Here is a 24,026-nt window from a genome sequence, read left to right on the forward strand (position 1 = left end):
ATTCATATTTTTTTATGATTGCAGTCCCAAAAGATAGGGGCTATAGTTTATGTTTTTTTGATGATCAATTCATGCGGTTGTACTTGCTGTTCAGAGCGTCTCCGAATTTGGTAAAGAGGAGAATGGTCAAAATTAGCAAGATACAAGGGAAGACCACAATCCAGGGGGCTTCCTGGATGTAAATCCGGCCGTCATTGATCATGGCTCCCCACTCAGGAGACGGTGCCTGAGCTCCCAATCCGACAAAGCTGAGACCAGCGATTTCCATGATAATGGTGCTGATGTCAAAGCTCATGGTCGTCAGAATCTGAGGAAAAAGACTGGGGAAATAATAGTTTTTCAGGCTTGTCCAAAAACTATTGCCATACATTTTCGAGGACTGGATATAGGGTTCATTTTTCAGCTGCAGGGTCATGGAGCGCATCAGGTAGGCATACTTGGTCCAGGCCGTCAGGCAGATAGCGATGAGGGTTTGCTGGAGACCGATGCCCAAGATACTGACGATAGCAATGACCAGAATGATAGATGGGAAAGACTGAAAAGCCGTGATAACCAGCAAGATGAACTGGTCGAATTTCCCGCCGATGAAGGCGCTGGTTACCCCAATAAAGGAGCCTACCGTCGCAATTAGCATCAGAATCATCAGGGCTGGCAGGACTGTTTCCGCACCTCCGCTCACTGCACGCGCAAAGACAGACCGTCCTAGAGCGTCCGTTCCGAACCACTCACTGCTGCTCGGCCCTTGCAGGGCTTGGCCCAAATTGACCTTGGTTAAACTATCACCCAAGAGATGAGGGGCCAAGGAGGATAGGATCAGAGCCAGGACGATGAGGCCGCCCAAAATCAGGAGTTTTCGATTGATTTTCTTATCCATACAAACCCTCCTTGCTTGCTTTTAGTTTCTTCAGGCGCGGCAGCAGTTTGGGATTTTCCTGAGCCAGTCGGACGCGAGGATTAAGCCAAACCATGAGCAGCTGAAAGACTAGATTTACAGTCAAGACCCCAGCTGTGATAAAGAGGACCGCCCCCTGAATGAGGGGATAATCCCGCTTGGCAACGACTCCTATCAGCATCTTGCCGATGCCAGGCCAGGAAAAGAGGTGCTCAATAATAGCTACACCACCCAAGAGCGAGCCCAGAGAAAGGCTGACCAAGGTCAGAAGAAAGGGCAGAACATTGTAAATCACGTCATGCAGCAGGATATGTCCCTCTCGAATCCCCCGACCTCGTGCACCTTCGACTTCTGGCGAATGCAGCACTTCTATCAGAGCAGTTCGCAGCTGCGGGATATAGCGAGTGGACATAATCATGGCCAATGTTATGACTGGCAAAACCAAGCCCAGCTCATTGGCCGTTGCCTGAATGGGAAGCCAGTGAAGCTGAACAGAAAAAATCAGAATCAGGATAATCCCCATAACAAAGCTAGGTATGGCATTCAGAAAAGCCAGACCTCCCATCAGGAAGCGATCAACTGGCTTTCCTGCATGGTAGGATGTGTAGAGAGCTGTCGGCAAGGAAATTCCCAGAGTTGCTAGCAGGGTATAAAAAGCTAGGTAGACTGTATTGGGAAAATAGAAAACCAGCTGCTCCCAGACCGAAGCTCCGGAATTATAGGTCACACCAAAGTCGCCATGGACAATCCTGCCCAGCCAGGCCAGATATTGCTCCATAAAGCTGCCATTCAGACCCATCTCTGCCCGCTTGATTTCCAGCAGTTCCTTGGTATAAGGAATACCCTGAGCGTTTAGGATGCTCTCAGCCGGATCTCCCGGTGCTAGATAAACCAGTAAAAAGGAGATAAAGCTGACGCAGAGCAGGATGAGGACGAATTGCAGAATTGTTTTGATAATAAATTTAATCATGCGCCTCCCTTTCAGATGTCTGGTAGCTTTCAGGCTTCTTGCTGGCAACGGCCAGCAGCACTTCGCCTTGGTGGACGACCAAGGTCGCTTTCTGGTAGAGGACCAGACCGTCTTCCTTGGCAGTCACCTTTTCTAAAATATTGCCATAAATATCACAGATTTCGCCGATGACCTGACCAGCCTGTACTGTTTGATTGGGCCGGACAAAGCACATCCAGCAGCCCGACCTCTGACAGGTCAGATAGTAACTGTCATCAAAGATCAGCGGCGCCTGCTTATAATAGGGCATGATCCCTTCAAAAAGATAGCGGGCGACTTGCTTGACTGACTCCTTCATGGCCAGCACATCCTCTGGCAGACAGGTGCCGTTTTCTCCCTGCTCCAGCAGGATGCTAGGCAAACCATAGTCCACCGAGGCAGCGTGATAAAGATTGCCTCGGTCCTGAGATTGATAGATAATCGGTGTCCCAGAAGCCTGCAGCATCTGATAGGACTTTTCGACCACCTCTGGATTTGCCCGCAGAGAGTAGTAACCATGAGGTGTCAGCAGTTCTTCCCGATTGCCACTATGCAGGTCAATCAGGAAATCACTGACGCTAAAAACCTGGCTCTCAATCACAGACCGAATCTGATAGCTGAGGCTGGAAACTGGCTCTTGATCCTGAAAAATCCTGTTCAGATTGAGGCCGTCCTCAGGTACAAGTGTCGTCTCCCGAGCCCAGAAGCCGCTGACATTGACTGCATGTAGGAGGAGGACAGAGCCCTGAAAGCTAAAGTCCCATTCATGCGCCAAGTCCATCAGTACCTTAACCCCGACATACTCACAGCCATGGACTGCCGCACTGATGGTCAGCAAGGGCTGGGTAGCCTGTCCTTTAAGCAGAGTGTACTGGATAGCCAGCTCATCTGTGATAGACAGACTTCCTTGATAGCTGCTGCATGGAGCCATAGAGTCTAGTTCTTGCTTAATCGTCATTTTCATCCTCCCTGTACTGACTGAGCAAGAGCTTGGTATAGTCACTCTTGGGAGCAGAGACGACCTCTCGCATGCTGCCCTTTTCTTGCACGATTCCGTCCTTGAGGACGACCAAATCTTCCGCAAAATTGCTGACCAGAGCGATGTCATGAGAGATGAAGAGAAAGGAGGTTTGCGAGCGCTCCTTGATATCTGCCAGCAGCTGCATGACCTCATACTGAACGGTCACATCCAGAGCACTGGTGATTTCATCGCAGATGAGCACATCGGGATTAATCAGCAGGGCACGGGCAATGGCTGCTCGCTGGCATTCTCCTCCGCTCAGCTGATACGGTAGCCGCTGAGCAAGCTCAGGTGTCAGACCAACCGAACTCAGCAAGTCATGGATGGCTTGCTTTCTATCTGACGGCTGCTGATAGAGAGAGAAGTTTCGACAGACCTCTTCTAGGCTCTGCTGAATGCTGCGCTTGGGATGAAAAGTCGACTGGGGCTGCTGGGCAATATACTGGACCCGAGCATAGTATTCCCTATCCTTGTAGTCATAGACTGGTTTGCCCAGTAGGGTCAGCTCCCCTTGGTCCGGCTTTAAAAAGCGGCAGATGAGTTTGGCAATGGTACTTTTACCAGAGCCTGATTCACCGACCAGGCCCAAAGCCTGTCCCTTTTCCAAGCTAATGTCAATATCAAAGACACCGATTCTCCGCTCACCTATCTGACTGTACTCGTAGGTCAGTTGGCGACCAACCAATACTTGATTCATAGCTGCCCCCCTTCTCTAAATTCTGCTAGCTTAGGCACGGCCTTCAGCAATTTCTGGGTGTAGGCCTGCTCAGGATGGCGGAGAATTTGATGGGCTGGACCACTTTCGACAATCTGCCCTTCTTTCATGACGACTACCTTTTGCGCTAGATGCTCAGCTACGCTGATATCATGTGTGACAAAGAGAATGGCCATGTTTTCCTCCTGATGAAGCTTGCTCAAGAGATCAAGCAACTTCATTTTCGATAGGACATCCAGAGCGCTGGTCGGCTCATCAGCCAGAAGCAGTTTGGGCCTGCTGGCTAGAGCTAGCGCCACTCCGACCAGCTGCATCATACCACCGCTGAGCTCGAAAGGATACTTATTGACGACTTTTTCAGGCAGCAGTCCCACCATCTCTAGACATTCTTCCAAGGGGCGGAGATTTGCTGCTTGCTGGCCCTGATTTTTCACCAAGTCCTGATAATGCTTTTTGATCTTACGGCGGTTATTGAAGCTGAGACTGGCATGCTGACTAATCCAGGCTACTTCTCGGCCAACAAAAGGCAGATAAATGCGGTGGTCCTGGGGCTGAATTTCCTGCCCCTCAAAGGTAATACTGCCCTCTGTCACTGTCAGCCCCCTAAGAGGGAGGCCCAGCAGCATCTTGAGCAGGGTAGATTTGCCACTGCCACTCTCGCCCACAATCGAAAGGGACTCCCCCTCTGCAAGAGAGAGGGAGACCCGATCGAGAATGACTTTATCTGCTGACTGCACCAGCAGATCTTTCATTTCCAGCATGTTTTATTCCTTTGATAGTTTGTTGCTGACGTGATAGTAGTCTGTTGGATGGGATTCCAAACCAGAGACGGACTTGTCCATTACCAGAGCGACCTTGAAGAAGCCGATAATGGTAAAGCCATAGTCCTTGTCCATGATTTCTTGGATTTCCTTGCTGAGCTGATTGCGCTTAGCTGGATCAGTTTCAGTCGCCAACTCTTCGATTTTCTTATCCGCTTCTGGATTGCTGTAGTGACCGATATTGGCTGTACCATTGGTCTTGACAGCACTGTTGAAGAAGGCATATGGGTCACCAATCGGAGCTGCTACCACCGCATAAGGTGTGAAGGCATAGTCCTTTTCACTGGCAACGGCACTGACTTCAACTTTCTTGATAGTCGCTTCGATTCCGACTTCCTTGAGCTGTTGCTGGGTTGCTTCTACAGCCAGCGGCATTTCAGGCAGACGGGTAAAGGACAGCAACTCAATGCTGACTTTTTGGCCGTCTTTTTCACGGTAGCCATCGCCGTCAGTATCCTTGTAACCAGCTTCATCCAAGAGTTTCTTAGCCTTGTCTACGTTAAATTCATGAACGCTCTTTTGCAGGGCAAAGGCGAAGCTAGTAGGGAAAGGGCCAACAGCTGGCACAGCTGAGCCTTTAAAGAGGGATTCAGAGTAGGTCTTCTTGTCTACCAAGGTATCTAAAGCCTGACGGAACTTGTCATCTGCTACGTAAGGATTTTCGAAGTTATAGTAGTATGCTAGGTAGCGGGAACCTTCTACTTCAGAAATTTTGTAGTTCTTATCGGAAGCATAGGTACTTAGATTTGCATAAGGCAGACCATAGACAGCATCGACTTCCTTAGACTTGAGGGCTGCAGAAATAGCTGTCGGATCAGAGAAGTATTTAATCTTCAGATTAGCAACTTTTGGCTTACCATCCCAGTAGTCGTCATAAGCCTTGAGTTCTGCTCCGCTCTCAGGAGTGTACTTGGTCACCATGTAAGGTCCAGTTCCGACTGGAGCCTTGTCAGATGCGCTCTTGCCAGTCGTATCCACAATAGCGGAGTAGGGCTCTGCCAAGAGATTCGCCATGATCGGCTGAACAGCCTTTGTCTTGATGGTCACAGTTTGACCCTCTGCAGAAATGCTGTCAATGCCCATATCTGATGCTGCCCGCTCGCTGGTCTTAATCAAGCGTTCCAGAGAAGCTTTAACCTTTTCACCGGTCATTTTTTCACCATTTTGGAAGGTCACCTTATCCTTGAGGGTAATTTTCCACTCTAGGTCTGAGACTGCTTCGATTTTCTCAGCCAGCCAAGGTTTTACCTCAAGTTTGTCGTCCATCTTAAATAGGGTTTCTCCCACTCCGTAACGGACCGTGAACCAGCCATTGTATTCCGCTGCTGGATCTACATTTGCTGGAAATTGAGTGTAGCCAATGGTTACAGTCTTACTGCCACTATCGCCAGTAGGCTCACTGGTTTTGCTAGGGTTTACACAGGAGGCTAGGGCTAGGCCTGCCAAGGCTAGAGCCATAATTTTTTTAAAATGTTTCATAAAATATTCAAATTCCTTTTCTATTTTGTAAACTACTTTAAGACGGTCTGTCCTAGTCAAATCTAAATACGCTTCGCTCTCTGTCTAAGGTGGTTCTATGTCCTGAAGATGAGAGAGCAAACGAATGAAAAACAGATGCTTGCTCATTAATTTTCCTCCTTCTGCTTGGTCTGGCTTAATCTTTTCCTTCCAGATAGCTTCGGGCATCTTCGACAAAGGCCGTTGGCAGAGCCAAGTCAGCCTGCAGCTCATCGCGATAAGCTCGGATGACTTCTGCCTCTCGGCCAGAGACAACCTTTTCTGTCCAGTCTGGGTCTAGGAGCAGAGCCTTGCCGAGGGCAAAGAGCGGAATCCCCGCATCCAATACACGCTGGGCATCCTGCTTGGTCTCAATCTGACCGACACCAATCAGGGGCACTCTATCATTAATTTTTCTGATAATTTTCTGAATCACTGGCTCTGAGTCCTGAGAATCTCTGATGGACGAGCGCCAGACATCAGTAGTCGAAATATGCAGATAGTCCACCTGATGATAGATAAGCTGCTCTAGTAACTGCAGGGTATCATAAAGCTGGATTCCTGGCTCTTCAATCTCTTCCGGAGAAAAGCGGTAGCCAATCAGGAAGGGGCGGTCGGCCTCTTCTTTGACTAGTTGCTTGGCTCTTTTCAGCAAAGTCTTTGGAAAGCGCAGGCGGTTGTTAAGACTGCCGCCCCACTTGTCCTGACGGACATTTGAATGAGGAGAGACAAACTGCTGGATCAGGTAGGTATTGGCGCCATGAAGCTCGACTCCATCAAAGCCAGCCTGAATGGCCCGTCTGATAGCTGACAGAAAATCCTCTATTACCTGCTCTACTTCAGCGTTCTTGAGCGCCCTTGGCTCTGCCAAATAATCGCGCGGAGCCTTGACAGCGCTGGGTGCAACTGGCTGACCGTCAATCAAATCAGGCAGAACCATGCGACCACCATGATAGAGCTGGACAATAGCCAGAGCCCCTTGATCCTTGATGGCCTTGGCCAGACGGCTAAGCCCCTCAATCTTATCGTCCTCGGCGCCGCTGAAGCTCTCCGCAAAGGACTTGCCCAGAGGATGGACATAGGTACTGCCAGTAATGACCATGCCAACCGACCTAGACCGGCGGGCAAAAAAATCAATATCTGCCTGAGATACATAGCCACCGGGCTCACTAGCGCAGATGGTCATAGGCGCCAAGACAACGCGATTGCGCATGGTCTGACCATTTTTAAAAGTAAATTTATCCTGAATCTGTGTATTCATCTGGTCACCTCTTTCCCAAGATAAATCCTGTTGTTTGTTTTTAAATAATAAATCCTTAGAGTAAAGTAGCCTGCCAAGTCTGATCCCGCTCTTCCAAAAGCAGCACTCGTCCTTGGGGGACATCAATGTTCCAAAAAACAGCCGCTCCATCAACCAAATGCTGGTAAATCAAGCGCAGCACTCCCAAATGAGCGACTAGAGCCATTGACGCTTCCCTGCTATCCAGCAGGCGATCCGTTGCTGCCCAGACTCGGGTCTGAAAGTCGGCGAAAACTTCTGCCTCAGCTGGCGTGACTTCAAAAGGCGCTTCCAGCCAAGCCTGCCAAACTTCTGGAAAAGCCGCTTCAATCTCATCTGCAGTCAAACCTTCCCATTGCCCAAATCCCCGCTCGTCAAAGTCGGCTATGGGCTGAACTTGCCTGTCTGGAAAAGCCAGCTGGGCTGTTTCCTGCGTCCGTTTGAGACAACTAGTGTAAATCACATCAACTGGGTGCTCCTGCATCAGTAGCGCCAGCTGCTTGGCATCTTTTTGGCCTTGCCCGTTGATAGAGACATCATGGCTACCGTAGAAACAGCGCCTGCGGTTGTAGTCTGTCTGACCATGCCGCATTAGATACCATCTTTTCATCCTAGCACCACCAATCCCAAGAGATAGAGGAGCTGGGCAATTTCGACATAGGCCCCTAGCGTATCGCCTGTGTGGCCGTCAATTTTATTATAAACGAAACGACGATAGCCGATTGCTCCCAGAAATACCAGGCCGTAAGCCAGAAGGCCTCTCCAGCGGAAGACCAGAATAGATAGTAGCAAGGGAGGTAACTGGGCTAGTAAGATATGACTGGTCTTGCTGCCGCTGAAGAAATTTCCCGAGCCACCGCCTTCTCTGGCATAGCTCATCCGGTAAAGCTGTAGGCTCAGGCCGGCCTTGCCAATCATGGACAGACTAGCTACGATAAACCAGCGAGGCTCTGGCAAATAAGGGTATAGAACCAGCATCAGAGCATAGTAGAGAATAAGCGCCAGAACGCCATTGCTGCCAATCCGGCTGTCCTTCATAATCTCCAGCATCCGCTCCTTTTTACGAGAGGAGAAGAGACCATCCGCCGTATCCGCTAAGGCATCTAAGTGAAAACCACCTGTCAGCAGAACATCGAAAGCAAGGGTCAGAACCCAAGCGACCATTCCAGGCAGAACTAGACTCATCAGGAAATAAAATCCACCTGAAATCAAACCCAGCAAGAGACCAAAGAGAGTCAGAAAAGGGAGTCCCCGTCGCAGATAGGAAATATCCACTGCCATTGGAATCACAATCCGGCTAAAAAATTGAGTATAGATAATCAATGCCTTTATCATTTCAACTGCTGAGCGAGGCCGCAGATAACCAGATAAGCCTCACTCGCCTCCTTTGCAATCAGTTGGTTGACTTTGCCCTGCACATCACGGAAGAAGCGCCCTAGTCTGGTCTCTGGGACAATGCCCAGCCCAACCTCGTCCGTTACAATCCAGCACTCAGCATCTGTCTGACGGATTGTAGATAGGAGCTCTTGCCATTCTTCTTCCAAGAGCTGCAGCAGGAAAGACTGCTCCTGTCGACTGAGAAAGTGTTCCTCGGTCAGCTCCAGCTTGTCTGGAAAATGCTGGGCAATCAAATCAAAGAGGCGATTGCTGGTCAAAAGGGTGGCACAGTCCAGCAGGTAAACTGGATGCGACTGCTCTCGCAGCCAGTCCGCCAGCCCTGCATACTGCTCCTGAGTTGTCCATGAAGCCGGTCGGCGTTCTTGGTGCAGTCGAATCCGCTCCTGCCATTCTGGATCTTCTCCTCGGGGCAGGCCAGTCGCAATATAGCAAACTCGCTCTCGGTCCGCTAGTCGCTCCTCCGCAAATGCTGACTTACCACTTCTGGCACCGCCTGTCACTAACACAATCTTAGTCATTTGCTTCTTCTTTCATTGCTTGAAATGCCCGCTCAAAGGCTGCCAAGGTCTGGTCTAGGTCCGCTCTAGTATGGGCACTGGACATAAAGTTGGTTTCATACTGAGATGGCGCCAGATAAATGCCTTGCTCCAGCAAGAGACCGTGCAATCGTGCAAACTGAGCATGGTCAGCCGCCTTAGAATCCTCAAAGTTACGGACTGGCTTCTGACTGAAGAAGAAACCAAACATGGTACCTTTTGATACGACTTGCAGATTAATGCTGTACTTATCGGCTAGACTTCGTAAGCCATCACAGAGGTAGCTTGTTTTCTCTTCAATCTCAGCAAAGAGTTCAGGTGTTAGCTGTTTCAGAGTTTCATAACCGGCCGTCATAGCGACTGGATTGCCTGATAGGGTACCAGCCTGATAGATGCTGCCTAGAGGCGCTACCTGATCCATATAGACGGCCTTGCCGCCAAAGGCTGCGACTGGGAAGCCGCCACCGATAACCTTGCCCAAGCAGACCAGATCCGGCTCTGTCTGATAGAGGCCAACTGCCCCCTGATAATGAGCTCGAAAACCACTCATGACCTCATCCACTATGAAAAGAGAGCCGTATTCCTGAGTGAGGGAGCGAATAGTACTGATAAAGTCCGCATCCGCTGGAATCAAGCCCATATTGCCAGCAACTGCTTCTAAAATGACACAGGCGATGTTATCTCCATGCTTTTCAAAGCAAGCCTTGAGATCAGCTATGTTATTATAAGGCAAGGCCAGAGTTTTCCCAGCTACCTGAGCAATGACTCCGGCAGAATCAGCAATCCCAAAGCTGGCCAAGCCTGAACCAGCCTGAACCAAAAAGGAATCGCTGTGACCGTGATAGCAGCCGATAAATTTGACAATTTTAGAGCGCTTGGTCACTCCACGCGCTACCCGAATGGCGCTCATGGTCGCTTCCGTTCCCGAATTGACCATCCTCATTCTTTCCATGAAAGGCAGGCGCTCCTGCACCAGCTGGCCGAGGGCAATCTCTCTGGGACTCGGAGCACCAAAGCTGGTCCCCTCCCAAATAGCTTCCTCAACTGCTGGCAACACATCCTTAGGAGCATGTCCCAAAATCATAGGCCCCCAAGACAGGACGTAGTCAATATAGCGGTTGCCATCGACATCATGCAGGTAGGCTCCGCTGGCTTTTTCGATAAAAAGCGGGTGGCCGCCCACAGCCTTAAAGGCCCTAACAGGACTGTTGACCCCGCCTGGAAAGAGCTGTTGAGCCTCTGTGAAATATTGGTTGGAATGTTCTCTCTTCAAGTTCGTCCTCCTTATCTAGAAAACTGCTGATTTTCCGCAGTCTCTATCCTTCTCTCAGATAGCTGGCCGCATCCTTGGCAAAATAAGTGATAATCAAGTCTGCCCCAGCCCGCTTCATACTGGTCAAAGTTTCCATGACTATAGCTTTTTCATTGATCCAGCCCTGCTGGGCTGCTGCCTTGACCATGGCGTATTCTCCACTGACATTATAGGTCACCAGAGGCAACCGAGTTTCCTGACGCAGCTCTCTGAGGATATCCAGAAAGGCCAGAGCCGGCTTAACCATGAGAAAGTCTGCTCCCTGCTCCTCATCGCTCTTGGCTTCTCTCAAAGCCTCCAATCGATTGGCCGGATCCATCTGATAGGTCTTGCGGTCACCAAAGGCCGGAGCACTCTCACCAGCATCTCGGAAAGGTCCATAAAAGCTAGAGGCAAACTTAATGGCATAGGACATGATCGGAATGTCTTCAAAGCCCGCTGCATCAAGTCCCTGACGAATAGCCGCCACAAAACCGTCCATGGCATTGGAAGGCGCAATGACATCTGCTCCAGCCCTGGCTTGGCTGACAGCGACTTCTGTCAGTCTAGTCAGAGACAGATCATTATCCACTTCTTCCCCTCGCAAAATACCGCAATGGCCGTGACTGGTAAACTCACAGAGACAGGTGTCTGCAATGACGACCGTCTCAGGAAAATGCTTCTTGATCAGACGGATAGCTTCTTGGACAATGCCATTTTCAGCTGAAGCCTGACTGCCTATTTCGTCCTTTTCTGACGGAATGCCAAAGACGATAAAAGCTCGAATACCTAAGTCCACACATTCCTGAACTTCTGGCAGCAAATCCTCGAGGGAGAACTGATAAACTCCCGGCATAGAAGCTACCTCTTGCTTTTCAGTCAACCCTTCCTTGACAAACAAGGGTTGGATAAAATCATCCACAGACAGCTTGGTTTCTCGAACCAGCTGCCGCAGACTGCTGCTTCTCCTCAGTCTGCGATGTCTATAAAATTCCATGCTTCTTCTCTTCTTTCTTGATTATTTCCTTGACCATTTCCTCAACAGAAGGACTCTGGGGCTGGTAATCTACCCCATAGCCAGACTCCTTAACCGCCTGAGCCGTTGTCTGACCAATCACTGCAATCTGATGGCTAGATGCTAGATGGGGCTTAATAGCACAAAAACTCTGCCAAGCCGACGGACTGGCAAAGGTCCAAATCACTTCCTCTTGAGACAGATAGGTCTCGAGCTGGTCCTGACCAGCAGGATTTGAGGTCGTTTCGTACATAGGCCAAGCCCAGACATCATGACCTGCTTCTTTTAACTTCTCAGCCAGACTGGGATTGGACAAGCTGCTCTGGGGCAGCAAAATCTTCTGCGTTGGCAGAGCCAAATCCAACCACTCCTGAATAAAGTCAAGACCATAGTGGCTGCTGGCCTGAAAATCACAGGCTCGGCCTAGCTTGTCCAGCGCCTGACTGGTCTGCGGCCCGATGGTCGCAATCTGGTAGTCAGCTTTCAGATAGGGACTGAAAGCCTCTACTGCGACAGCACTGGTAAAAAAGGCCCAGTCAGCTTCTGGCAGTGCTGCTTGGACATCTTCTGGCAAGGGCAGAGTCTGACAGCGAATGAGAGGAACATGATGCGTCTCAAATCCAGCCTGTCTGATCTTTTCTAGCCAGGCAGAGTCTGGCGCCTGCTCTCTGGTAAAGATTATTTTTTTAACCATGGCATTCCTACTGCTCCCTTATCGGCTAACTGGCGCACAGCCTGCTCTGCCAATTCTTGGCCATCCTGCCCCTGAAAGCTGACAAAGACACATTGGCCGTCCTCCTTGGCCAGCATGGCCTCTAGTTGGTAGTCCTGACCGTTTTTCTGGGCAAAAGCAGCGATAGGGAAGGTACAGTCTGCATTCATCTGAGCCAAAACTGCCCGTTCAACTGCCACTTCAGCAGCTGTCTTCTCATCCTGAACAGTTGCCAACAGTTGCCGCAGTTCCTCATCCTCTTCCCGGCATTCCACTGCCAAAGCGCCCTGAGAAATAGCCGGCAGACAAAGACTGGTCTCTAAAGGCTGAATGTGAAGACGACTTTGGTCCAGCCAGCCCAAACGTTTAAGTCCAGCCATAGCCAAGACAATCGCGTCGTACTCGCCTTCTTCCAGCTTCTTGATACGGGTATCAATGTTGCCCCGAAGTGGCTTGAAAGTCAAATCCGGCCTTTGAGCCTGCAGCTGAACCTGTCGGCGAATACTGCTGGTTCCTATAAGAGCGCCCTCAGGCAGGTCAGCCAGCGTCTGGCCAGCTTGACGGAAAATCAAGCAATCCCGGACATCTTCTCGCTGACTAATCGCACCGAGTGCACAGCCCTCAGCTAGTTTAGCCGGCATGTCCTTGAGACTATGGACTGCCATATCAATCTCACCAGCCAAGAGAGCCCGCTCAATTTCCTTGACAAAGACTCCCTTGCCGCCAATTTCCTGTAGACTGACATGGGTCAGGCGATCTCCTTTTGTGGTATAGGGAACGAGGACAAAATCCCGCTCTGGATGGAGCGCCTTGAGCTGGTCCACTAACTGTTGGGTCTGGGTCATGGCCAGCTTACTCTTGCGGGTTCCTACCTTAATGACCTTCATCTTTTCCCCTTTCTCTGTGCAAGCCAAATATCTTGGCAATCAAGGCAATGTCATAGTCTGAATGCTCTCCGACTGACAGCTCTTTGAGCTGCAAGATTGGTTCCTTCAAGACTTGGTTGATAATACTCTTCATGTGCTTGGAAATCTGCTTCTGCTCCCGCTCGGTCAAATCCGGAATCTTTCGATTAAGACTTTCCATGGCTGAAGCTTGAGCTTCCAAAGCCTTATCCCTGATTTCCTGAATCAGAGGAATAATGCCTAACTGCTGACGCCAGTCAGCAAACTTGACCAGCTCCTCATCAATCTCCAAAGCAATCCGACCGGCAATCTCCTGCCGCTCTGCCTTATATTGCTCCAGTTGATTGGTTAGATTTTCGATATTATAGAGCTTCAGAGACGAGCTCTGATGGCAGGAACGAGGCAGACAGAGGTCAAACACGACTGCATCCGCCTTAAGCATGGAGGGAAAGATAATGTATTCGTCCGTTTTAACTGCTGAAAAGACCACATCCGCATCCGCCAGTACTGCTTCCAATTCATCCCAGCCATGGGCAGACACCCTGTCCTCTGTTAGAAATGCTTGGGCCTTGCTGACCGTCCGATTGAGCAGCATGACGGATTCGAATGGACGCTGCAAGGCATACTTAGTCACCAACTGACCAATCTCTCCCAGACCGATCACAGCTACCTTTTTAGTGCTGTAATCCAGCCCCAGTCGATCCAATTCTTGGATAGCAGTTAGGCCGATAGAAATAGGCCGGTCATTGATCCGATAAGTATCATGCATGCGCTTAGCAAAGGTCAGCGCCTGCTTGAAAGCCTGATTGAGGACAATGCCAGTTGTACCAGCATCTTGCGCTGTCAAGAAAGCATGCTTGAGCTGGCCCAAGACCTGACTTTCACCAACAATCTTGGATTCCAATCCGATAGAGACCCGCAGCAGATGCCGCAAGGCCTCATCCCCCTCACGAAAGACTAAATATTCTTCTAGCTCCTTGACAGGGATCTGAAACCAGTCCGCCAAAAAATGCTTGGAATAGTAGCGGCCAGTGTGCAGCTGGTCCACCACCAGATAGAGCTCGGTCCGATTGCAGGTGGACAGGATGATATTTTCCAAGATACTTTTTTCTCTTTTCAGGAGCTTCAGAGCTTTCAGCCCCTCCTGATCTGAAAAATGCGCTTTTTCCAAAATTGTCAGCGGCGTTTCCCGATGGGTCAAACCCACATATAATAGGTGCATGCTTCTTTCCTTCTTTTAAAGTTGGTCTAAAATTGCTTCTATCTTCTTGCGAATCTCCTTGGAACGGCTGGGCGAGAAGCCGTTGGTCGAGATCATGACAGATACGTCCTTCTTTCGCGCAATGGCTACATTGTAGAAGTCAGAAAAGGTCTTGTCGCCCGTATTGTTTACCAGCTGGCTAGGTGCCGCATCCTCCATAATCTGACGGTTGACTTCCGCCTGATCTGTACAGGCAAAGACTAGCTTTGCGCCTTCCAAATCGCCTGTCTGGTAGGGTCTAGCTAGCCATTGGATCTCCGCCTGCGGAATGTCAGCATGCAGAGTCGGACTGACCACCGTCACAGCAGCCTGCTCAGCCAGCAGGGTCTTAATCTTCCGCGCTGCGACCTTGCCGCCTCCCACTACCACGACTTTCTTCTCTCTGATATTAATCATGACTGGATACATGCTAGCTTCTCCTATTTCTTTTCCCGAAAGATTTTCGCGCTGCGTTTGTAGATTGTATCTGGCTCCTCTAGACGGTCATTGACCAATCGAGCCAGCACAAAAAAGTAATCCGACAGGCGGTTGATATAGATCAAGCCAATCTCATTGACCGCTTCTTCTGCCTCTATAACAGCCACCATCCGGCGCTCCAGGCGTCTGGTCATGGTACGAGCCACATGCAGAAGACTCGCAATCCGATGGCCGCCCGGAATGATAAAGCGGTCGATTTTCGGAGGAATATGCATATACTCATCCATCCGCTCCTCCAGCCAGCTGACATTGGCTGGCTCTTGCTTGTAGGGACGCAATTCCCTCGGTGTAGCCAAGTCGCTGCCGCAGTCAAAGAGATGCTGCTGGATTTCCTCGCATTCCAGACGCAGGTCATCCAAGACAGGATAGTCGCGCATCTCAGATACGACATAGCCTAGATGAGAGCATAACTCATCCATCGTTCCATAAGCTTCGACCCGAATATGGGTCTTGGATACTCGGTCCCCACCGTAGAGCCGTGTAAAGCCCTTGTCTCCGTATTTCGTATAAATTCTCATTTTTCTTCTCTGTTGATGATTTGATAAATCTGCTCCATATCCAAAGACTGGCGCAGGACGTCTGCCAACTTATCATACTCTCTATCTTTAAAGTCTTTGATACTGACAAGCTGGTCCTCTAGCGGCTCTAAGCCCTTAGCCAGACGAAGTTCATTCAGGTACTGACGAGTCCATTCTAGATTGTCAAAGACCCCATGAAGGTAGGTTCCTTGCACCTGACCGCCATAACCCACTGCTCCATCCAGACGCTCGGTCGCCTCACCATTTTGCTCCTTGATGATGGAAAATGGCTCAAGGCTATCCGCCAGCTGGGTTTCCCCCATGTGAATCTCGTAGCCTTCTAGCTCTTGCCCCTCATGCAGGGCTCTGACCTGAGTCGTCCGCTTGACTGGCTGAAGCACCGTCTCTGTCTCTAAAATTCCCAGACCCCTAGTCTCTTCTAAATCGGACTCAAGGTGCAGCGGATCGCTAATCTTCTGTCCCAGCAGCTGATAGCCGCCACAGATACCAAAGATTCGCACGCCCTGCTCTAGACACTCGAGAATCTCGGCTTCAAGACCAGACTCGCGCAGGTAGTTCATGTCTTCGATGGTGTTTTTGCTGCCCGGCAGAATCAAGAGATCCGGCCGACCGATTGCATCACCAGGCTGGACATAGCGGACAGAAACATCCGGCTGAATTTCCAGACTGTGAAAATCCGTAAAGTTGGACAGGCGCTTGAGGCTGACAACTGCGATATCCAGACTCTTTCTGCTATCAAAGCGCCGACTTTTCTGTACCAGTGCGACACTGTCTTCGCTGTCAATATCCAGCTGAGCATAAGGCACGACTCCGATAACCGGCACCTGGGTCAGCTCCTCAATCATATCAATACCGGACTGCAGCAGGGCCACATCGCCACGGAATTTATTGATAATAACCCCCTTGATCCGCTTGCGATCCTCAGGCGGCATGAGCTCAATCGTTCCGTAGATAGAGGCGAAGACGCCTCCCTTATCAATATCCGCCACTAAAATCACTGGCGCATTAACCAGCTTGGCCATGCCCATATTGACAATGTCTCGGTCATTGAGATTGATTTCAGCTGGACTGCCAGCGCCCTCAATGACGATGATATCATTCTCAGCACCCAGCTCCTCATAGACTTCCTTAATCTTAGGCAGGAGCTGCTGCTTGTATTCATGGTATTCGACGGCATCCATATCCCGCAGTACCCGGCCTAAAAAAACAACCTGGGACTTTCGGTCAGAGGTGGGTTTGAGCAGGACTGGGTTCATGCGGACATCCGGCTCTTTGCCAGCTGCCTCAGCCTGAACGACCTGAGCCCGGCCCATTTCATCTCCTTTTTTGGTGATAAAGGAATTAAGCGCCATATTCTGCGACTTAAAAGGCACCACTTCTAGGCCATCCTGCTTGAAAATCCGGCAGAGCCCAGCTGCTATAATGCTCTTCCCAGCATCTGAGGCAGTCCCCTGTACCATCAATGATTTGACCATTTTACATTTCCTCCTAGCTGCTCAAAGAAAGCAGCTTCATTTTCTGCCAGTGGCGTCTGGATAGTCTGATGAAGCTTAACAATCCATGGCACAGCCAAGCCTGCTTCTACTAGCAGATCTCCCTGCTGGAAGAAATCATACTTGCTGCCCTCCGCGATCAAATGTCCCTTCTGCAGCAGATAGGCATAGTCACAGCAGTCATACATCAGATCCATGTCATGGCTGGATACGATGATGTTGGTCCCAGCCTGGACCAGCTTTTTCATGGTCGCTGCCATCTGGTCCCGTCCTTTGGGATCCAGTCCTGCCGTCGGCTCATCAAGCAGCAGATACTTGGGCTGCAGGGCCAGCATACCTGCAATAGCCACCCGCTTTTTCTGGCCGTAGCTTAGATACTGCAAGGGTCTGTCCTGCAGATGAGAAATGTCCATCATCTCTAAAGCTGCCGCTACTCTGCTTGCAATCTCGTCTTCTTCATAGCCTAAGTTTTCCAAGGCCATGCCAATATCGTCCTTCACAATAGTATAAAAGAGCTGCTGCTCTGGATTCTGAAAGACCATATTGACATGCTGCCGATACTGGAACAAAGCCTTCTTAGAGTCGCCCACAGGCTGACCATCATATAAAATGCTGCCCTTCTGCGGTTGGAGCAGTCGGGTGATGATTTTCATGATGGTAGACTTACCTGAACCATTAACTCCCAGAATGCCGGTAATCCGGCCTTCTTCGAAGTCCATAGAAATATCGTGCAGCGTTGGATTTTCGTCATACGAAAAAGAAATATTCTTTACTTGTAACATCTATGTTTCCTATCTACTTTCCATTATAGTATAAAAGCAGTCTTCTTGTAAATGCGCTTTCATTATTCACTGTGCTCTGCATCAAATCTTAGCGTCAGCACCTCATTTAAATGCTGATTATCATCCAGCAGTTTGACAAAGAGAGTATTGGCTAATCTACCCCAAGCCTGGTGTTGCTTCCTTTTATTGTAAAAGGAGAATTTCAAGTCCAAGGTATCCCGAATGGTCACAAACTCATAGAAGACCAGGAAAATGAAGCGATACATGAGGACAATCAAGTCTAGCAGTACCCGCGGGACGTGCATGGCTTTAAAAAGCCGCAGCATCTGAGCAAAAGGTACCGTCAGGACAAAGAAATAAGTCGAAACCAAGGATGAGTAGATGCGCAAAAGGATAAAAATGGTCTGCTGGATATAGGATTGGCTGATGCCCAGATAACCCTGACCTAAAGGCAAGGCCAGCAAGAGCTGTTCCTGATTATTCTGATAGGTCAAGATAAAGGTCAAGAGACTAATCAGAATAAAAATACTGGCGTGCAGATACCACTTTAGATAGCGCAACCACGGAAGCCGAGCTAGATAGCAAGTCAGGGGCGCCACTAAGACGATGAGTCCTAGCTGCAGACTCCTGACACCAGAAAAACTGACAGCTAACAAGAGTACATAGATGACAAATTTATAAGCAACCGGCAGATTTTTCAACCGGTTTTGATAGGCGTATTTATCAATCGCAAACATGAGGTAGCCCTCCTTTCTAGCTATGTTTTGCAATACCTCCCAGCACAGAGCAACTCCAGTCCCAGACAGGCTTAATCGCTATCAAGAACCAGAGCTCGCTCTTACTGTTGAAGGCTTTTATTTATGTTCAGAAACTTCCTTTTGTTGGCCTTGCTTTTTCCCTTTGTGGTAGCCAATGACATAGAAGATGATACCCGCTCCGATACTGCCTTGCAGGGTGAAGAGCAGACTTTCTACTTCTGGACCCGCTGGCTCAAAGATTGGTGAAAACCAAGGCTCATAGTCCTTTTGGATAGAGCTAATGGTTTTTTCAGCAGCGTCATCTGTTCCACTGTATTCCACACCCTTAGGTGCAAAGATAAAGGCAGCTAGAGTGACTGCTACTGCAGCCAAGATTAAGATGATATTCTTGTATTTTTTCATTTGAACAGACCTGCTCTTTCTTTGACATTTTCTGAGATTAAGTTATAGAGGACAACTGTCAGCAATCCTTCTACGATAGCGATTGGGATTTGAGTAGTCAAGAAGACACCCATGAATTTCAGTGCAGAACCAACAAAGCCACTGTTAGCATCAGGGAAGACCAAACCGAGCTGGATAGAAGTTGTCGCATAAGTCGCCAAGTCCGCAATCACAGCACAGATAAAGATTGAAACCGGTGTAGAAAGCTTGATGGATTTAGCAAACTTGTAAACGAAATAACCAACAAATGGACCAACCACTGCCATTGAGAATGCATTGGCACCCAGAGTTGTCAAGCCGCCGTGAGCCAAGAGAAGGGCTTGGAAGAGCAAGCAAATGGTTCCCAAAACGCTGATAACGGATGGGCCAAACATAGCTGTCCCCAGACCAACCCCGGTCGGATGCGAACTAGATCCTGTAACAGACGGAATCTTCAAAGAAGACAGGATAAAGATAAAGGCACCGGACAAGGCCAGCATAGTCTTGGAATTTGGATCCTCTGCAACGATTTTCTTGATGCGCATCAATCCTACTACAAAGAAAGGCAGGAATACGGCGAACCAGAAGATACACCAAAAGAGTGGAAGATAGCCTTCCATGATATGCATAGCTGACACAGACTGGGTACTCAGTACCGCCAAAATAGCCAGCAAGGCAACAAAAGTTACTTTTTTATTTTTTAATAGTTTCATGTTTTTTTCCTTTTCTAAGAGCCTGAGCTCACAAGAATGAATCTTCATCCTTGAACATAGACTCTGATTTTAAAAAATCTTCTTTTTCACGAGGAAGGTAGTAAAATAAGGCAGCTTGGTTTCTGGTGTGATTCCATCGAGGCCCAGCAGAGTCTGCTGCTTATCTGTTGAAGAATTGCTAACCATAAAAGTCTGCTGCAAGAGACCGAGCTTTTCGAGCAGGGGCAGGACAGTATCTAGGTGATTGGCCACTTTCATGATCACAATCGAGTCATGCAGCTCAAGCGCCGCCTCAATCTTCTCAGCAGAAGCCGTAGCCGGCATGACCGCTAGAGACTCCTCATCCATGGTCAGGGGCTGACCTAGCTCAGAAGCCATGCTGCAAAAAGAGGTAATGCCAGGGATGGTCTGACAGTCGATTTCCTTTTCCAGCAGGGCCAGCAGATAGCTGTAAGTACTATAGACCATGGGGTCACCCAGTGTGATAAAGCCGACATTCTTGCCAGACTTGACATCCTCTGCGATTTCAGCAGAGATGGCCTGCCACTGGACTTCTTTGGTCGAATTGGAACGGACCATAGGGAAATGCCGCTGCTTGATTTCCAGTTGCTCTTTCAGGTAGGGCTCTGCAATGCCTAATGCAAAGCTCTTACTCCCTTTCTTAGCCTCAGGTGTATAGAGAATATCTAAGTCTTCCAAAAGCCGACTGGCCTTGATAGTGACTAGCTCGCTATCACCCGGTCCCACACCAATTCCGTAAAATTTTGCCATTCCTTCCTCCTATTCGATGATTTCTTCTAAATGCTGGATGTAGAGCTGCTGAACTTCAGGATATTCACCCAGACCGACTAGGTGAGCCTTAACCTCATATCCCCGCTCCTTGAAGAAGTGATACCAAGAACCTTCCTCATCTGAGCTCATATCATTGGTCGCATGGTCGCCCGCTACCAGCATGAAAGGTGCCAGGTGAACTTCTCGGACACCCTCTTTCTTCAGTTCCTGCTCAATCAGCTCAACCGGAGGATAGCTCTCTACACAGCCGATATAGACTGAGCTTCCCTTCATCATATGATCCAAGGCTGCATAAGCTGTAAAGGCATAATGCTGACTGCCATGGCCCATCAAAACTGTTGCTGCACCCTGACCCTCATGGCCATACCGTTCCAGCAGAATATCCTTGACGGCCTCATAGTCTTCCTGACTGTTGAGCAGAGGCTTGGCAACGACCAGCTTTTTAAAAGCTGATTCAAACTCTTTGGCTTGGGCAAGAATCTTTTCATACTCGCTGCCCAAAATGACATGGAGAGGCTGGATATAGACCTCTTCAGTGCCCGCTTCCAAGAGCTGCTCTAACATCTCTCGGACCGTAGGAATATCTAGACCTTCCTGCTTCTTAATCCGCCGTCTAACGACATTGGATGTAAAAGCTCGGTGGACCGGATAGTCTGGAAAATGTTCCTGAATAGCCTGCTCACAAGCCTCAATTGTTTTGCGTCTGGTCTCGGGATAGGTCGTTCCGAAACTGACTACTACTATAGCTTTACTCATGACCTGTATCCTTTCAGAGAATTTCCCGACATTTATCAATGATGGAAGCGATAGTCGCTTCATCTGTCTCAACAATCCCGCTAAAACCTGCTTCCTCTAAAACTGCCCGCGTGCTAGCACCCATGACAACGATAGGGACATCTGTCCAGTCAAATCCCGCTTCTTGACTTGCTGCTACAAAGTTCATGGCCGCAGCAGAATTCGGAAGACAGACAACTTCAATCTCTGACCAATTGTCACTGCTAATCTGACTGTCAAAGGCCAGCCTGTGGCTAGCAATAATCGGCAGCGAATAGAGTTCTGCCAGACTGGCTTTCTTATGCTCAGCTGTCAGAATATACCAGTTGCCGCCTTCTTTTTCAAGAGCAGCTGCAAAATCCGCATCCGACTGCTGAGGCGTCATCCGATCCAGCACAATGCCGCTCGCTTCGATAGACTTAGCCGTATGATGACCAATAGCCGCAAAGCGGATGTGCGGCAGACTGCGCAAGTCTTTGCCTGCCTTGCGGAGGGCTTTCAAGAAGAGTGGCCAGCTCTGCATATCTGCAAAGAGGAACCCATCTACTTGCTCCAAATCCGGTAGCTGCAATTCTAACTCTTCAACCAAATCTCGAGCTGGGAAAGTGGTCAGCGCAGCTCCAGCATCCTTAAGCAAGCGAGGAAGTCTGCCCGTCTCTGACTGCTGGATGAAGATTTTACGGCCGAAAAGCGGCAGATTCTCATGGAAATTCAGCTGCTGTCTATAGGCCACGACATCACCCACCACGATGACACTCGGTGCCTTAAAGTCTTCAGCTTCTGCTAGTTCTACTATGTTACCCAAGGTTCCATCCACTGAACGCTGCTGAGGATGGGTTCCCCATTCAACGATGGCGGCTGGCTTGTCCTTGCCATAGCCTCTAGCCGTCAGCTCTTGGACGATGGAAGGCAGATTTTTCATGCCCATGAGGAAGACCAAGGTTCCTTTGAGCTTAGAAATTGCTTCCCAGTTGAGCATTTCTGTCTCATCCTTGAGATGGGCTGTAAAGACATGGAAGCTAGTCGCTACATCCCGATAAGTCATAGGAATTCCTGCATAGGTCAGACCAGCCACAGCAGAAGTGATGCCTGGCACCACTTCAAAGTCCACACCAGCTTCCACCAGCTTGACTCCTTCTTCTCCGCCTCGGCCAAAGATATAGGGATCACCGCTCTTGAGGCGGACTACCCGCTTGCCCTGACGGGCTTTTTCGATGAGAATTTTTTCAATTTCTTCCTGTCGGATGCAGGGCTGGCCTGGCTTTTTACCCACATCTATCTTTTCGCAGTCAGACTTTAGATGCTGAAAGAGCTCTTGATTGACCAAGCGGTCAAAGACCAAGACATCTGCTTCTTGAAGCCGTCTCTTGCCTTTGAGACTCAACAACTCCGCATCGCCTGGACCTGCTCCCAGTAATGTTACTAAACCGGACATTTTTTCTCCTTTTTTTAGCTATTTTGTCAGATAAGCTTCTAGCTCTTCTAAACTAGAAACCATCTGCGGATAGGACACAATTGGCCGAGAGATGATAATGCAGTCCATCCCCAGCTCTTGGCAGCCGTCAATCTTTTCACGAATACCGCCAACAGTACCGCTTTCCTTGGAAACAAAGACGTCTGCTCCCGAGCGCAGCAAGAGCTCTTTATTGCACTCTTTGGAAAATGGAGCCTTAATCGCATCAATCTGATCCGCTACCAGTCCCAGCTGCTCACAAGCCAGAAGCACTTCCGAAGTCGGCAGAACGCGAACAACAATCCGCTGCTCTGGCAAACCCTTGACAAAGAGCGGCAAGGTCTTGCTACCTGTTCCCAGATAGACTGTCTTGTAGCCGCGCTTGGCAATCTCATCAATCGCTTCTTGGGTCGAATGCACCACAATAGCCCCGCTCAAATCCAAGGTCGCCTGACGCTCAAAGCGCAGGTAAGATACACCGGCCATCTCTGCCGCCCGAATGGCTTCCTTGGACACAATGTCCGCAAAAGGATGGGTCGCATCAATGATTTCATCCACATCATTCTCTTTGATAAAGGAAACCATGTCCTCAGCTGTCAGCCGGCCCTGAATGACTGGCTGGCCGTATTTGGAAGCCAAGTGCCGGCCGTAGTCTGTGACAACAGAGCTGGTCACATCAATTTTCAAGCGGTCAAGCACTTCTAAAATAGCGGTGCTGTCGGATGTCCCTCCCAGCAGTAATTTCATCATAAAGTATATCCTCGAGGTGTGATCATGCGTCCGTTTTTAACATAAGTTTCTTTGTTACCAACGATAACGATTGTCGTCATATCTACCAAAGTCTCATCCAAGTCTTTGATAGTCGTCAAGATGATTTCCTCATCCTTACGGCCAATGTCCTTACCGATACCGACAATGGTATCCTCTGACTTGTACTCAGACATGATAGAAAGTGCTTTTGTAAGATGGTCTGGACGTCCCTTACTCCTAGGGTTGTAGAGGCAGACTACAAAGTCCCCTTGAGCTGCGGCATGCAGACGCTTCTCAATCATTTCCCAAGGCGTCATCAAGTCACTCAAACTGATGTGACAGAAGTCGTTCATGAGGGGAGCTCCCATAACTGCAGCAGCACCCAGACTAGCGGTGATACCTGGAACCACCTTAACTTCTACATCACTGGCATCTCCCAGCAATTCTAAAATCAAGCCTGCCATTCCATAGACTCCGGCATCTCCACTGGAAACAACTCCGACATTTTTGCCAGTCTCTCTAGCCAAATCAATGGCCTTTTGACAACGGTCGATTTCCTGGCGCATACCATTCGCTACGAGCTCTTTGTCCTTGACCAAATCAAGAATCAATCGCATATAAGTTGAGTAGCCGACGATAATTTCACAATCGGCTATAGCAGCCAATGCTTCTTGTGACATCAATTCTTCTTTACCTGGGCCTAATCCGATAACGTATAACATATATTTTTTCTCCTTTATGGGT

General features: G+C 49.2%; 27 protein-coding genes. All 27 read right to left on the reverse strand.

What is annotated here, in order from left to right; genetic code table 11:
• Positions 1-64: 64 nt before the first annotated feature.
• Positions 65-874, reverse strand: coding sequence for an ABC transporter permease (locus J1C91_RS09220; protein WP_125340439.1), 810 nt, complete (start codon positions 872-874; stop codon positions 65-67).
• The gene (locus J1C91_RS09225; RefSeq protein ID WP_125340438.1) at positions 867-1,862 is read right to left on the reverse strand and encodes an ABC transporter permease; all 996 of its coding nucleotides are present in this window, start codon (positions 1,860-1,862) and stop codon (positions 867-869) included. The genes J1C91_RS09220 and J1C91_RS09225 overlap by 8 nt, the downstream gene beginning before the upstream one ends.
• Positions 1,855-2,838, reverse strand: coding sequence for a M14 family metallopeptidase (locus J1C91_RS09230; RefSeq protein ID WP_125438358.1), 984 nt, complete (start codon positions 2,836-2,838; stop codon positions 1,855-1,857). The genes J1C91_RS09225 and J1C91_RS09230 overlap by 8 nt, the downstream gene beginning before the upstream one ends.
• Positions 2,828-3,598: an ABC transporter ATP-binding protein gene (locus tag J1C91_RS09235; RefSeq protein WP_125438361.1), complete on the reverse strand. Its 771-nt coding sequence runs from the start codon at positions 3,596-3,598 to the stop codon at positions 2,828-2,830. The genes J1C91_RS09230 and J1C91_RS09235 overlap by 11 nt, the downstream gene beginning before the upstream one ends.
• The gene (locus tag J1C91_RS09240) at positions 3,595-4,377 is read right to left on the reverse strand and encodes an ABC transporter ATP-binding protein (RefSeq protein WP_125438364.1); all 783 of its coding nucleotides are present in this window, start codon (positions 4,375-4,377) and stop codon (positions 3,595-3,597) included. The genes J1C91_RS09235 and J1C91_RS09240 overlap by 4 nt, the downstream gene beginning before the upstream one ends.
• Before the next feature lie 3 nt (positions 4,378-4,380).
• A complete protein-coding gene (locus tag J1C91_RS09245; protein WP_185761311.1) occupies positions 4,381-5,976 on the reverse strand; it encodes an ABC transporter substrate-binding protein in 1,596 nt (531 codons plus the stop codon).
• Positions 5,977-6,091: 115 nt separating this feature from the next.
• Positions 6,092-7,195 (reverse strand): NADH-dependent flavin oxidoreductase, encoded by a 1,104-nt coding sequence (locus J1C91_RS09250; protein WP_125438369.1) that lies wholly within the window; start codon positions 7,193-7,195, stop codon positions 6,092-6,094.
• Positions 7,196-7,250: 55 nt separating this feature from the next.
• Complete coding sequence (locus J1C91_RS09255) at positions 7,251-7,823, reverse strand: histidine phosphatase family protein (RefSeq protein WP_125438372.1); 573 nt, start codon at positions 7,821-7,823, stop codon at positions 7,251-7,253.
• Positions 7,820-8,548: an adenosylcobinamide-GDP ribazoletransferase gene (cobS, locus tag J1C91_RS09260; protein WP_125438375.1), complete on the reverse strand. Its 729-nt coding sequence runs from the start codon at positions 8,546-8,548 to the stop codon at positions 7,820-7,822. The genes J1C91_RS09255 and cobS overlap by 4 nt, the downstream gene beginning before the upstream one ends.
• Positions 8,545-9,129: a bifunctional adenosylcobinamide kinase/adenosylcobinamide-phosphate guanylyltransferase gene (gene cobU / locus J1C91_RS09265; RefSeq protein WP_002910524.1), complete on the reverse strand. Its 585-nt coding sequence runs from the start codon at positions 9,127-9,129 to the stop codon at positions 8,545-8,547. The genes cobS and cobU overlap by 4 nt, the downstream gene beginning before the upstream one ends.
• Complete coding sequence (hemL, locus tag J1C91_RS09270; protein WP_125438378.1) at positions 9,122-10,420, reverse strand: glutamate-1-semialdehyde 2,1-aminomutase; 1,299 nt, start codon at positions 10,418-10,420, stop codon at positions 9,122-9,124. The genes cobU and hemL overlap by 8 nt, the downstream gene beginning before the upstream one ends.
• 43 nt (positions 10,421-10,463) lie before the next feature.
• A complete protein-coding gene (gene hemB, locus J1C91_RS09275) occupies positions 10,464-11,435 on the reverse strand; it encodes a porphobilinogen synthase (protein WP_125438381.1) in 972 nt (323 codons plus the stop codon).
• Positions 11,422-12,147, reverse strand: coding sequence for a uroporphyrinogen-III synthase (locus J1C91_RS09280; protein WP_002910527.1), 726 nt, complete (start codon positions 12,145-12,147; stop codon positions 11,422-11,424). The genes hemB and J1C91_RS09280 overlap by 14 nt, the downstream gene beginning before the upstream one ends.
• Positions 12,132-13,052 (reverse strand): hydroxymethylbilane synthase, encoded by a 921-nt coding sequence (gene hemC / locus J1C91_RS09285; RefSeq protein ID WP_002910528.1) that lies wholly within the window; start codon positions 13,050-13,052, stop codon positions 12,132-12,134. The genes J1C91_RS09280 and hemC overlap by 16 nt, the downstream gene beginning before the upstream one ends.
• Entirely contained in the window at positions 13,039-14,292 is a 1,254-nt protein-coding gene (gene hemA / locus J1C91_RS09290; RefSeq protein ID WP_002910529.1) for a glutamyl-tRNA reductase, read from the reverse strand. Before hemA ends, hemC begins: the two co-directional genes overlap by 14 nt.
• Before the next feature lie 15 nt (positions 14,293-14,307).
• A complete protein-coding gene (locus J1C91_RS09295; RefSeq protein ID WP_002910530.1) occupies positions 14,308-14,739 on the reverse strand; it encodes a precorrin-2 dehydrogenase/sirohydrochlorin ferrochelatase family protein in 432 nt (143 codons plus the stop codon).
• 11 nt (positions 14,740-14,750) lie between these two features.
• Positions 14,751-15,326: a cob(I)yrinic acid a,c-diamide adenosyltransferase gene (locus tag J1C91_RS09300; protein ID WP_125438384.1), complete on the reverse strand. Its 576-nt coding sequence runs from the start codon at positions 15,324-15,326 to the stop codon at positions 14,751-14,753.
• Positions 15,323-16,822, reverse strand: coding sequence for a cobyric acid synthase (locus J1C91_RS09305; protein WP_125438387.1), 1,500 nt, complete (start codon positions 16,820-16,822; stop codon positions 15,323-15,325). The genes J1C91_RS09300 and J1C91_RS09305 overlap by 4 nt, the downstream gene beginning before the upstream one ends.
• Positions 16,807-17,622, reverse strand: a complete 816-nt coding sequence (locus tag J1C91_RS09310; RefSeq protein WP_125381997.1) for an energy-coupling factor ABC transporter ATP-binding protein — start codon at positions 17,620-17,622, stop codon at positions 16,807-16,809. The genes J1C91_RS09305 and J1C91_RS09310 overlap by 16 nt, the downstream gene beginning before the upstream one ends.
• Positions 17,623-17,684: 62 nt before the next feature.
• Positions 17,685-18,359, reverse strand: a complete 675-nt coding sequence (locus J1C91_RS09315; RefSeq protein WP_125381998.1) for a CbiQ family ECF transporter T component — start codon at positions 18,357-18,359, stop codon at positions 17,685-17,687.
• Between the two features lie 117 nt (positions 18,360-18,476).
• Entirely contained in the window at positions 18,477-18,782 is a 306-nt protein-coding gene (locus tag J1C91_RS09320; RefSeq protein WP_002911813.1) for an energy-coupling factor ABC transporter substrate-binding protein, read from the reverse strand.
• Positions 18,779-19,513, reverse strand: a complete 735-nt coding sequence (locus J1C91_RS09325) for an energy-coupling factor ABC transporter permease (protein WP_002901131.1) — start codon at positions 19,511-19,513, stop codon at positions 18,779-18,781. Before J1C91_RS09325 ends, J1C91_RS09320 begins: the two co-directional genes overlap by 4 nt.
• A gap of 69 nt (positions 19,514-19,582) precedes the next feature.
• A complete protein-coding gene (locus J1C91_RS09330; protein ID WP_125438390.1) occupies positions 19,583-20,284 on the reverse strand; it encodes a cobalt-factor II C(20)-methyltransferase in 702 nt (233 codons plus the stop codon).
• Positions 20,285-20,293: 9 nt separating this feature from the next.
• The gene (locus J1C91_RS09335) at positions 20,294-21,061 is read right to left on the reverse strand and encodes a sirohydrochlorin cobaltochelatase (protein ID WP_002910540.1); all 768 of its coding nucleotides are present in this window, start codon (positions 21,059-21,061) and stop codon (positions 20,294-20,296) included.
• Positions 21,062-21,074: 13 nt separating this feature from the next.
• Positions 21,075-22,514: a uroporphyrinogen-III C-methyltransferase gene (cobA, locus tag J1C91_RS09340; RefSeq protein ID WP_125438393.1), complete on the reverse strand. Its 1,440-nt coding sequence runs from the start codon at positions 22,512-22,514 to the stop codon at positions 21,075-21,077.
• 18 nt (positions 22,515-22,532) lie between these two features.
• A complete protein-coding gene (gene cobK, locus J1C91_RS09345) occupies positions 22,533-23,282 on the reverse strand; it encodes a precorrin-6A reductase (protein ID WP_125438396.1) in 750 nt (249 codons plus the stop codon).
• The gene (gene cobJ, locus J1C91_RS09350) at positions 23,279-24,004 is read right to left on the reverse strand and encodes a precorrin-3B C(17)-methyltransferase (RefSeq protein WP_002896461.1); all 726 of its coding nucleotides are present in this window, start codon (positions 24,002-24,004) and stop codon (positions 23,279-23,281) included. Before cobJ ends, cobK begins: the two co-directional genes overlap by 4 nt.
• Positions 24,005-24,026 lie beyond the last annotated feature (22 nt).

The sequence above is a fragment of the Streptococcus sanguinis genome (assembly GCF_050222175.1).
GTDB lineage: Bacteria > Bacillota > Bacilli > Lactobacillales > Streptococcaceae > Streptococcus > Streptococcus sanguinis_M.

Coding starts and splice junctions, on each gene's coding strand:
- J1C91_RS09220 (WP_125340439.1), bottom strand. CDS start 874: ATGGATAAGAAAATCAATCGAAAACTCCTGATTTTGGGCGGCCTCATC.
- cobA (WP_125438393.1), bottom strand. CDS start 22,514: ATGTCCGGTTTAGTAACATTACTGGGAGCAGGTCCAGGCGATGCGGAG.
- J1C91_RS09255 (WP_125438372.1), bottom strand. CDS start 7,823: ATGAAAAGATGGTATCTAATGCGGCATGGTCAGACAGACTACAACCGC.
- J1C91_RS09295 (WP_002910530.1), bottom strand. CDS start 14,739: ATGTATCCAGTCATGATTAATATCAGAGAGAAGAAAGTCGTGGTAGTG.
- J1C91_RS09225 (WP_125340438.1), bottom strand. CDS start 1,862: ATGATTAAATTTATTATCAAAACAATTCTGCAATTCGTCCTCATCCTG.
- cobU (WP_002910524.1), bottom strand. CDS start 9,129: ATGACTAAGATTGTGTTAGTGACAGGCGGTGCCAGAAGTGGTAAGTCA.
- J1C91_RS09305 (WP_125438387.1), bottom strand. CDS start 16,822: ATGGTCAAATCATTGATGGTACAGGGGACTGCCTCAGATGCTGGGAAG.
- hemB (WP_125438381.1), bottom strand. CDS start 11,435: ATGGAATTTTATAGACATCGCAGACTGAGGAGAAGCAGCAGTCTGCGG.
- J1C91_RS09330 (WP_125438390.1), bottom strand. CDS start 20,284: ATGGCAAAATTTTACGGAATTGGTGTGGGACCGGGTGATAGCGAGCTA.
- cobS (WP_125438375.1), bottom strand. CDS start 8,548: ATGATAAAGGCATTGATTATCTATACTCAATTTTTTAGCCGGATTGTG.
- J1C91_RS09320 (WP_002911813.1), bottom strand. CDS start 18,782: ATGAAAAAATACAAGAATATCATCTTAATCTTGGCTGCAGTAGCAGTC.
- J1C91_RS09280 (WP_002910527.1), bottom strand. CDS start 12,147: ATGGTTAAAAAAATAATCTTTACCAGAGAGCAGGCGCCAGACTCTGCC.
- J1C91_RS09335 (WP_002910540.1), bottom strand. CDS start 21,061: ATGAGTAAAGCTATAGTAGTAGTCAGTTTCGGAACGACCTATCCCGAG.
- hemC (WP_002910528.1), bottom strand. CDS start 13,052: ATGAAGGTCATTAAGGTAGGAACCCGCAAGAGTAAGCTGGCCATGACC.
- J1C91_RS09250 (WP_125438369.1), bottom strand. CDS start 7,195: ATGAATACACAGATTCAGGATAAATTTACTTTTAAAAATGGTCAGACC.
- J1C91_RS09240 (WP_125438364.1), bottom strand. CDS start 4,377: ATGCTGGAAATGAAAGATCTGCTGGTGCAGTCAGCAGATAAAGTCATT.
- J1C91_RS09235 (WP_125438361.1), bottom strand. CDS start 3,598: ATGAATCAAGTATTGGTTGGTCGCCAACTGACCTACGAGTACAGTCAG.
- J1C91_RS09315 (WP_125381998.1), bottom strand. CDS start 18,359: ATGTTTGCGATTGATAAATACGCCTATCAAAACCGGTTGAAAAATCTG.
- cobJ (WP_002896461.1), bottom strand. CDS start 24,004: ATGTTATACGTTATCGGATTAGGCCCAGGTAAAGAAGAATTGATGTCA.
- cobK (WP_125438396.1), bottom strand. CDS start 23,282: ATGATGAAATTACTGCTGGGAGGGACATCCGACAGCACCGCTATTTTA.
- J1C91_RS09325 (WP_002901131.1), bottom strand. CDS start 19,513: ATGAAACTATTAAAAAATAAAAAAGTAACTTTTGTTGCCTTGCTGGCT.
- J1C91_RS09310 (WP_125381997.1), bottom strand. CDS start 17,622: ATGTTACAAGTAAAGAATATTTCTTTTTCGTATGACGAAAATCCAACG.
- J1C91_RS09300 (WP_125438384.1), bottom strand. CDS start 15,326: ATGAGAATTTATACGAAATACGGAGACAAGGGCTTTACACGGCTCTAC.
- hemA (WP_002910529.1), bottom strand. CDS start 14,292: ATGCACCTATTATATGTGGGTTTGACCCATCGGGAAACGCCGCTGACA.
- J1C91_RS09230 (WP_125438358.1), bottom strand. CDS start 2,838: ATGACGATTAAGCAAGAACTAGACTCTATGGCTCCATGCAGCAGCTAT.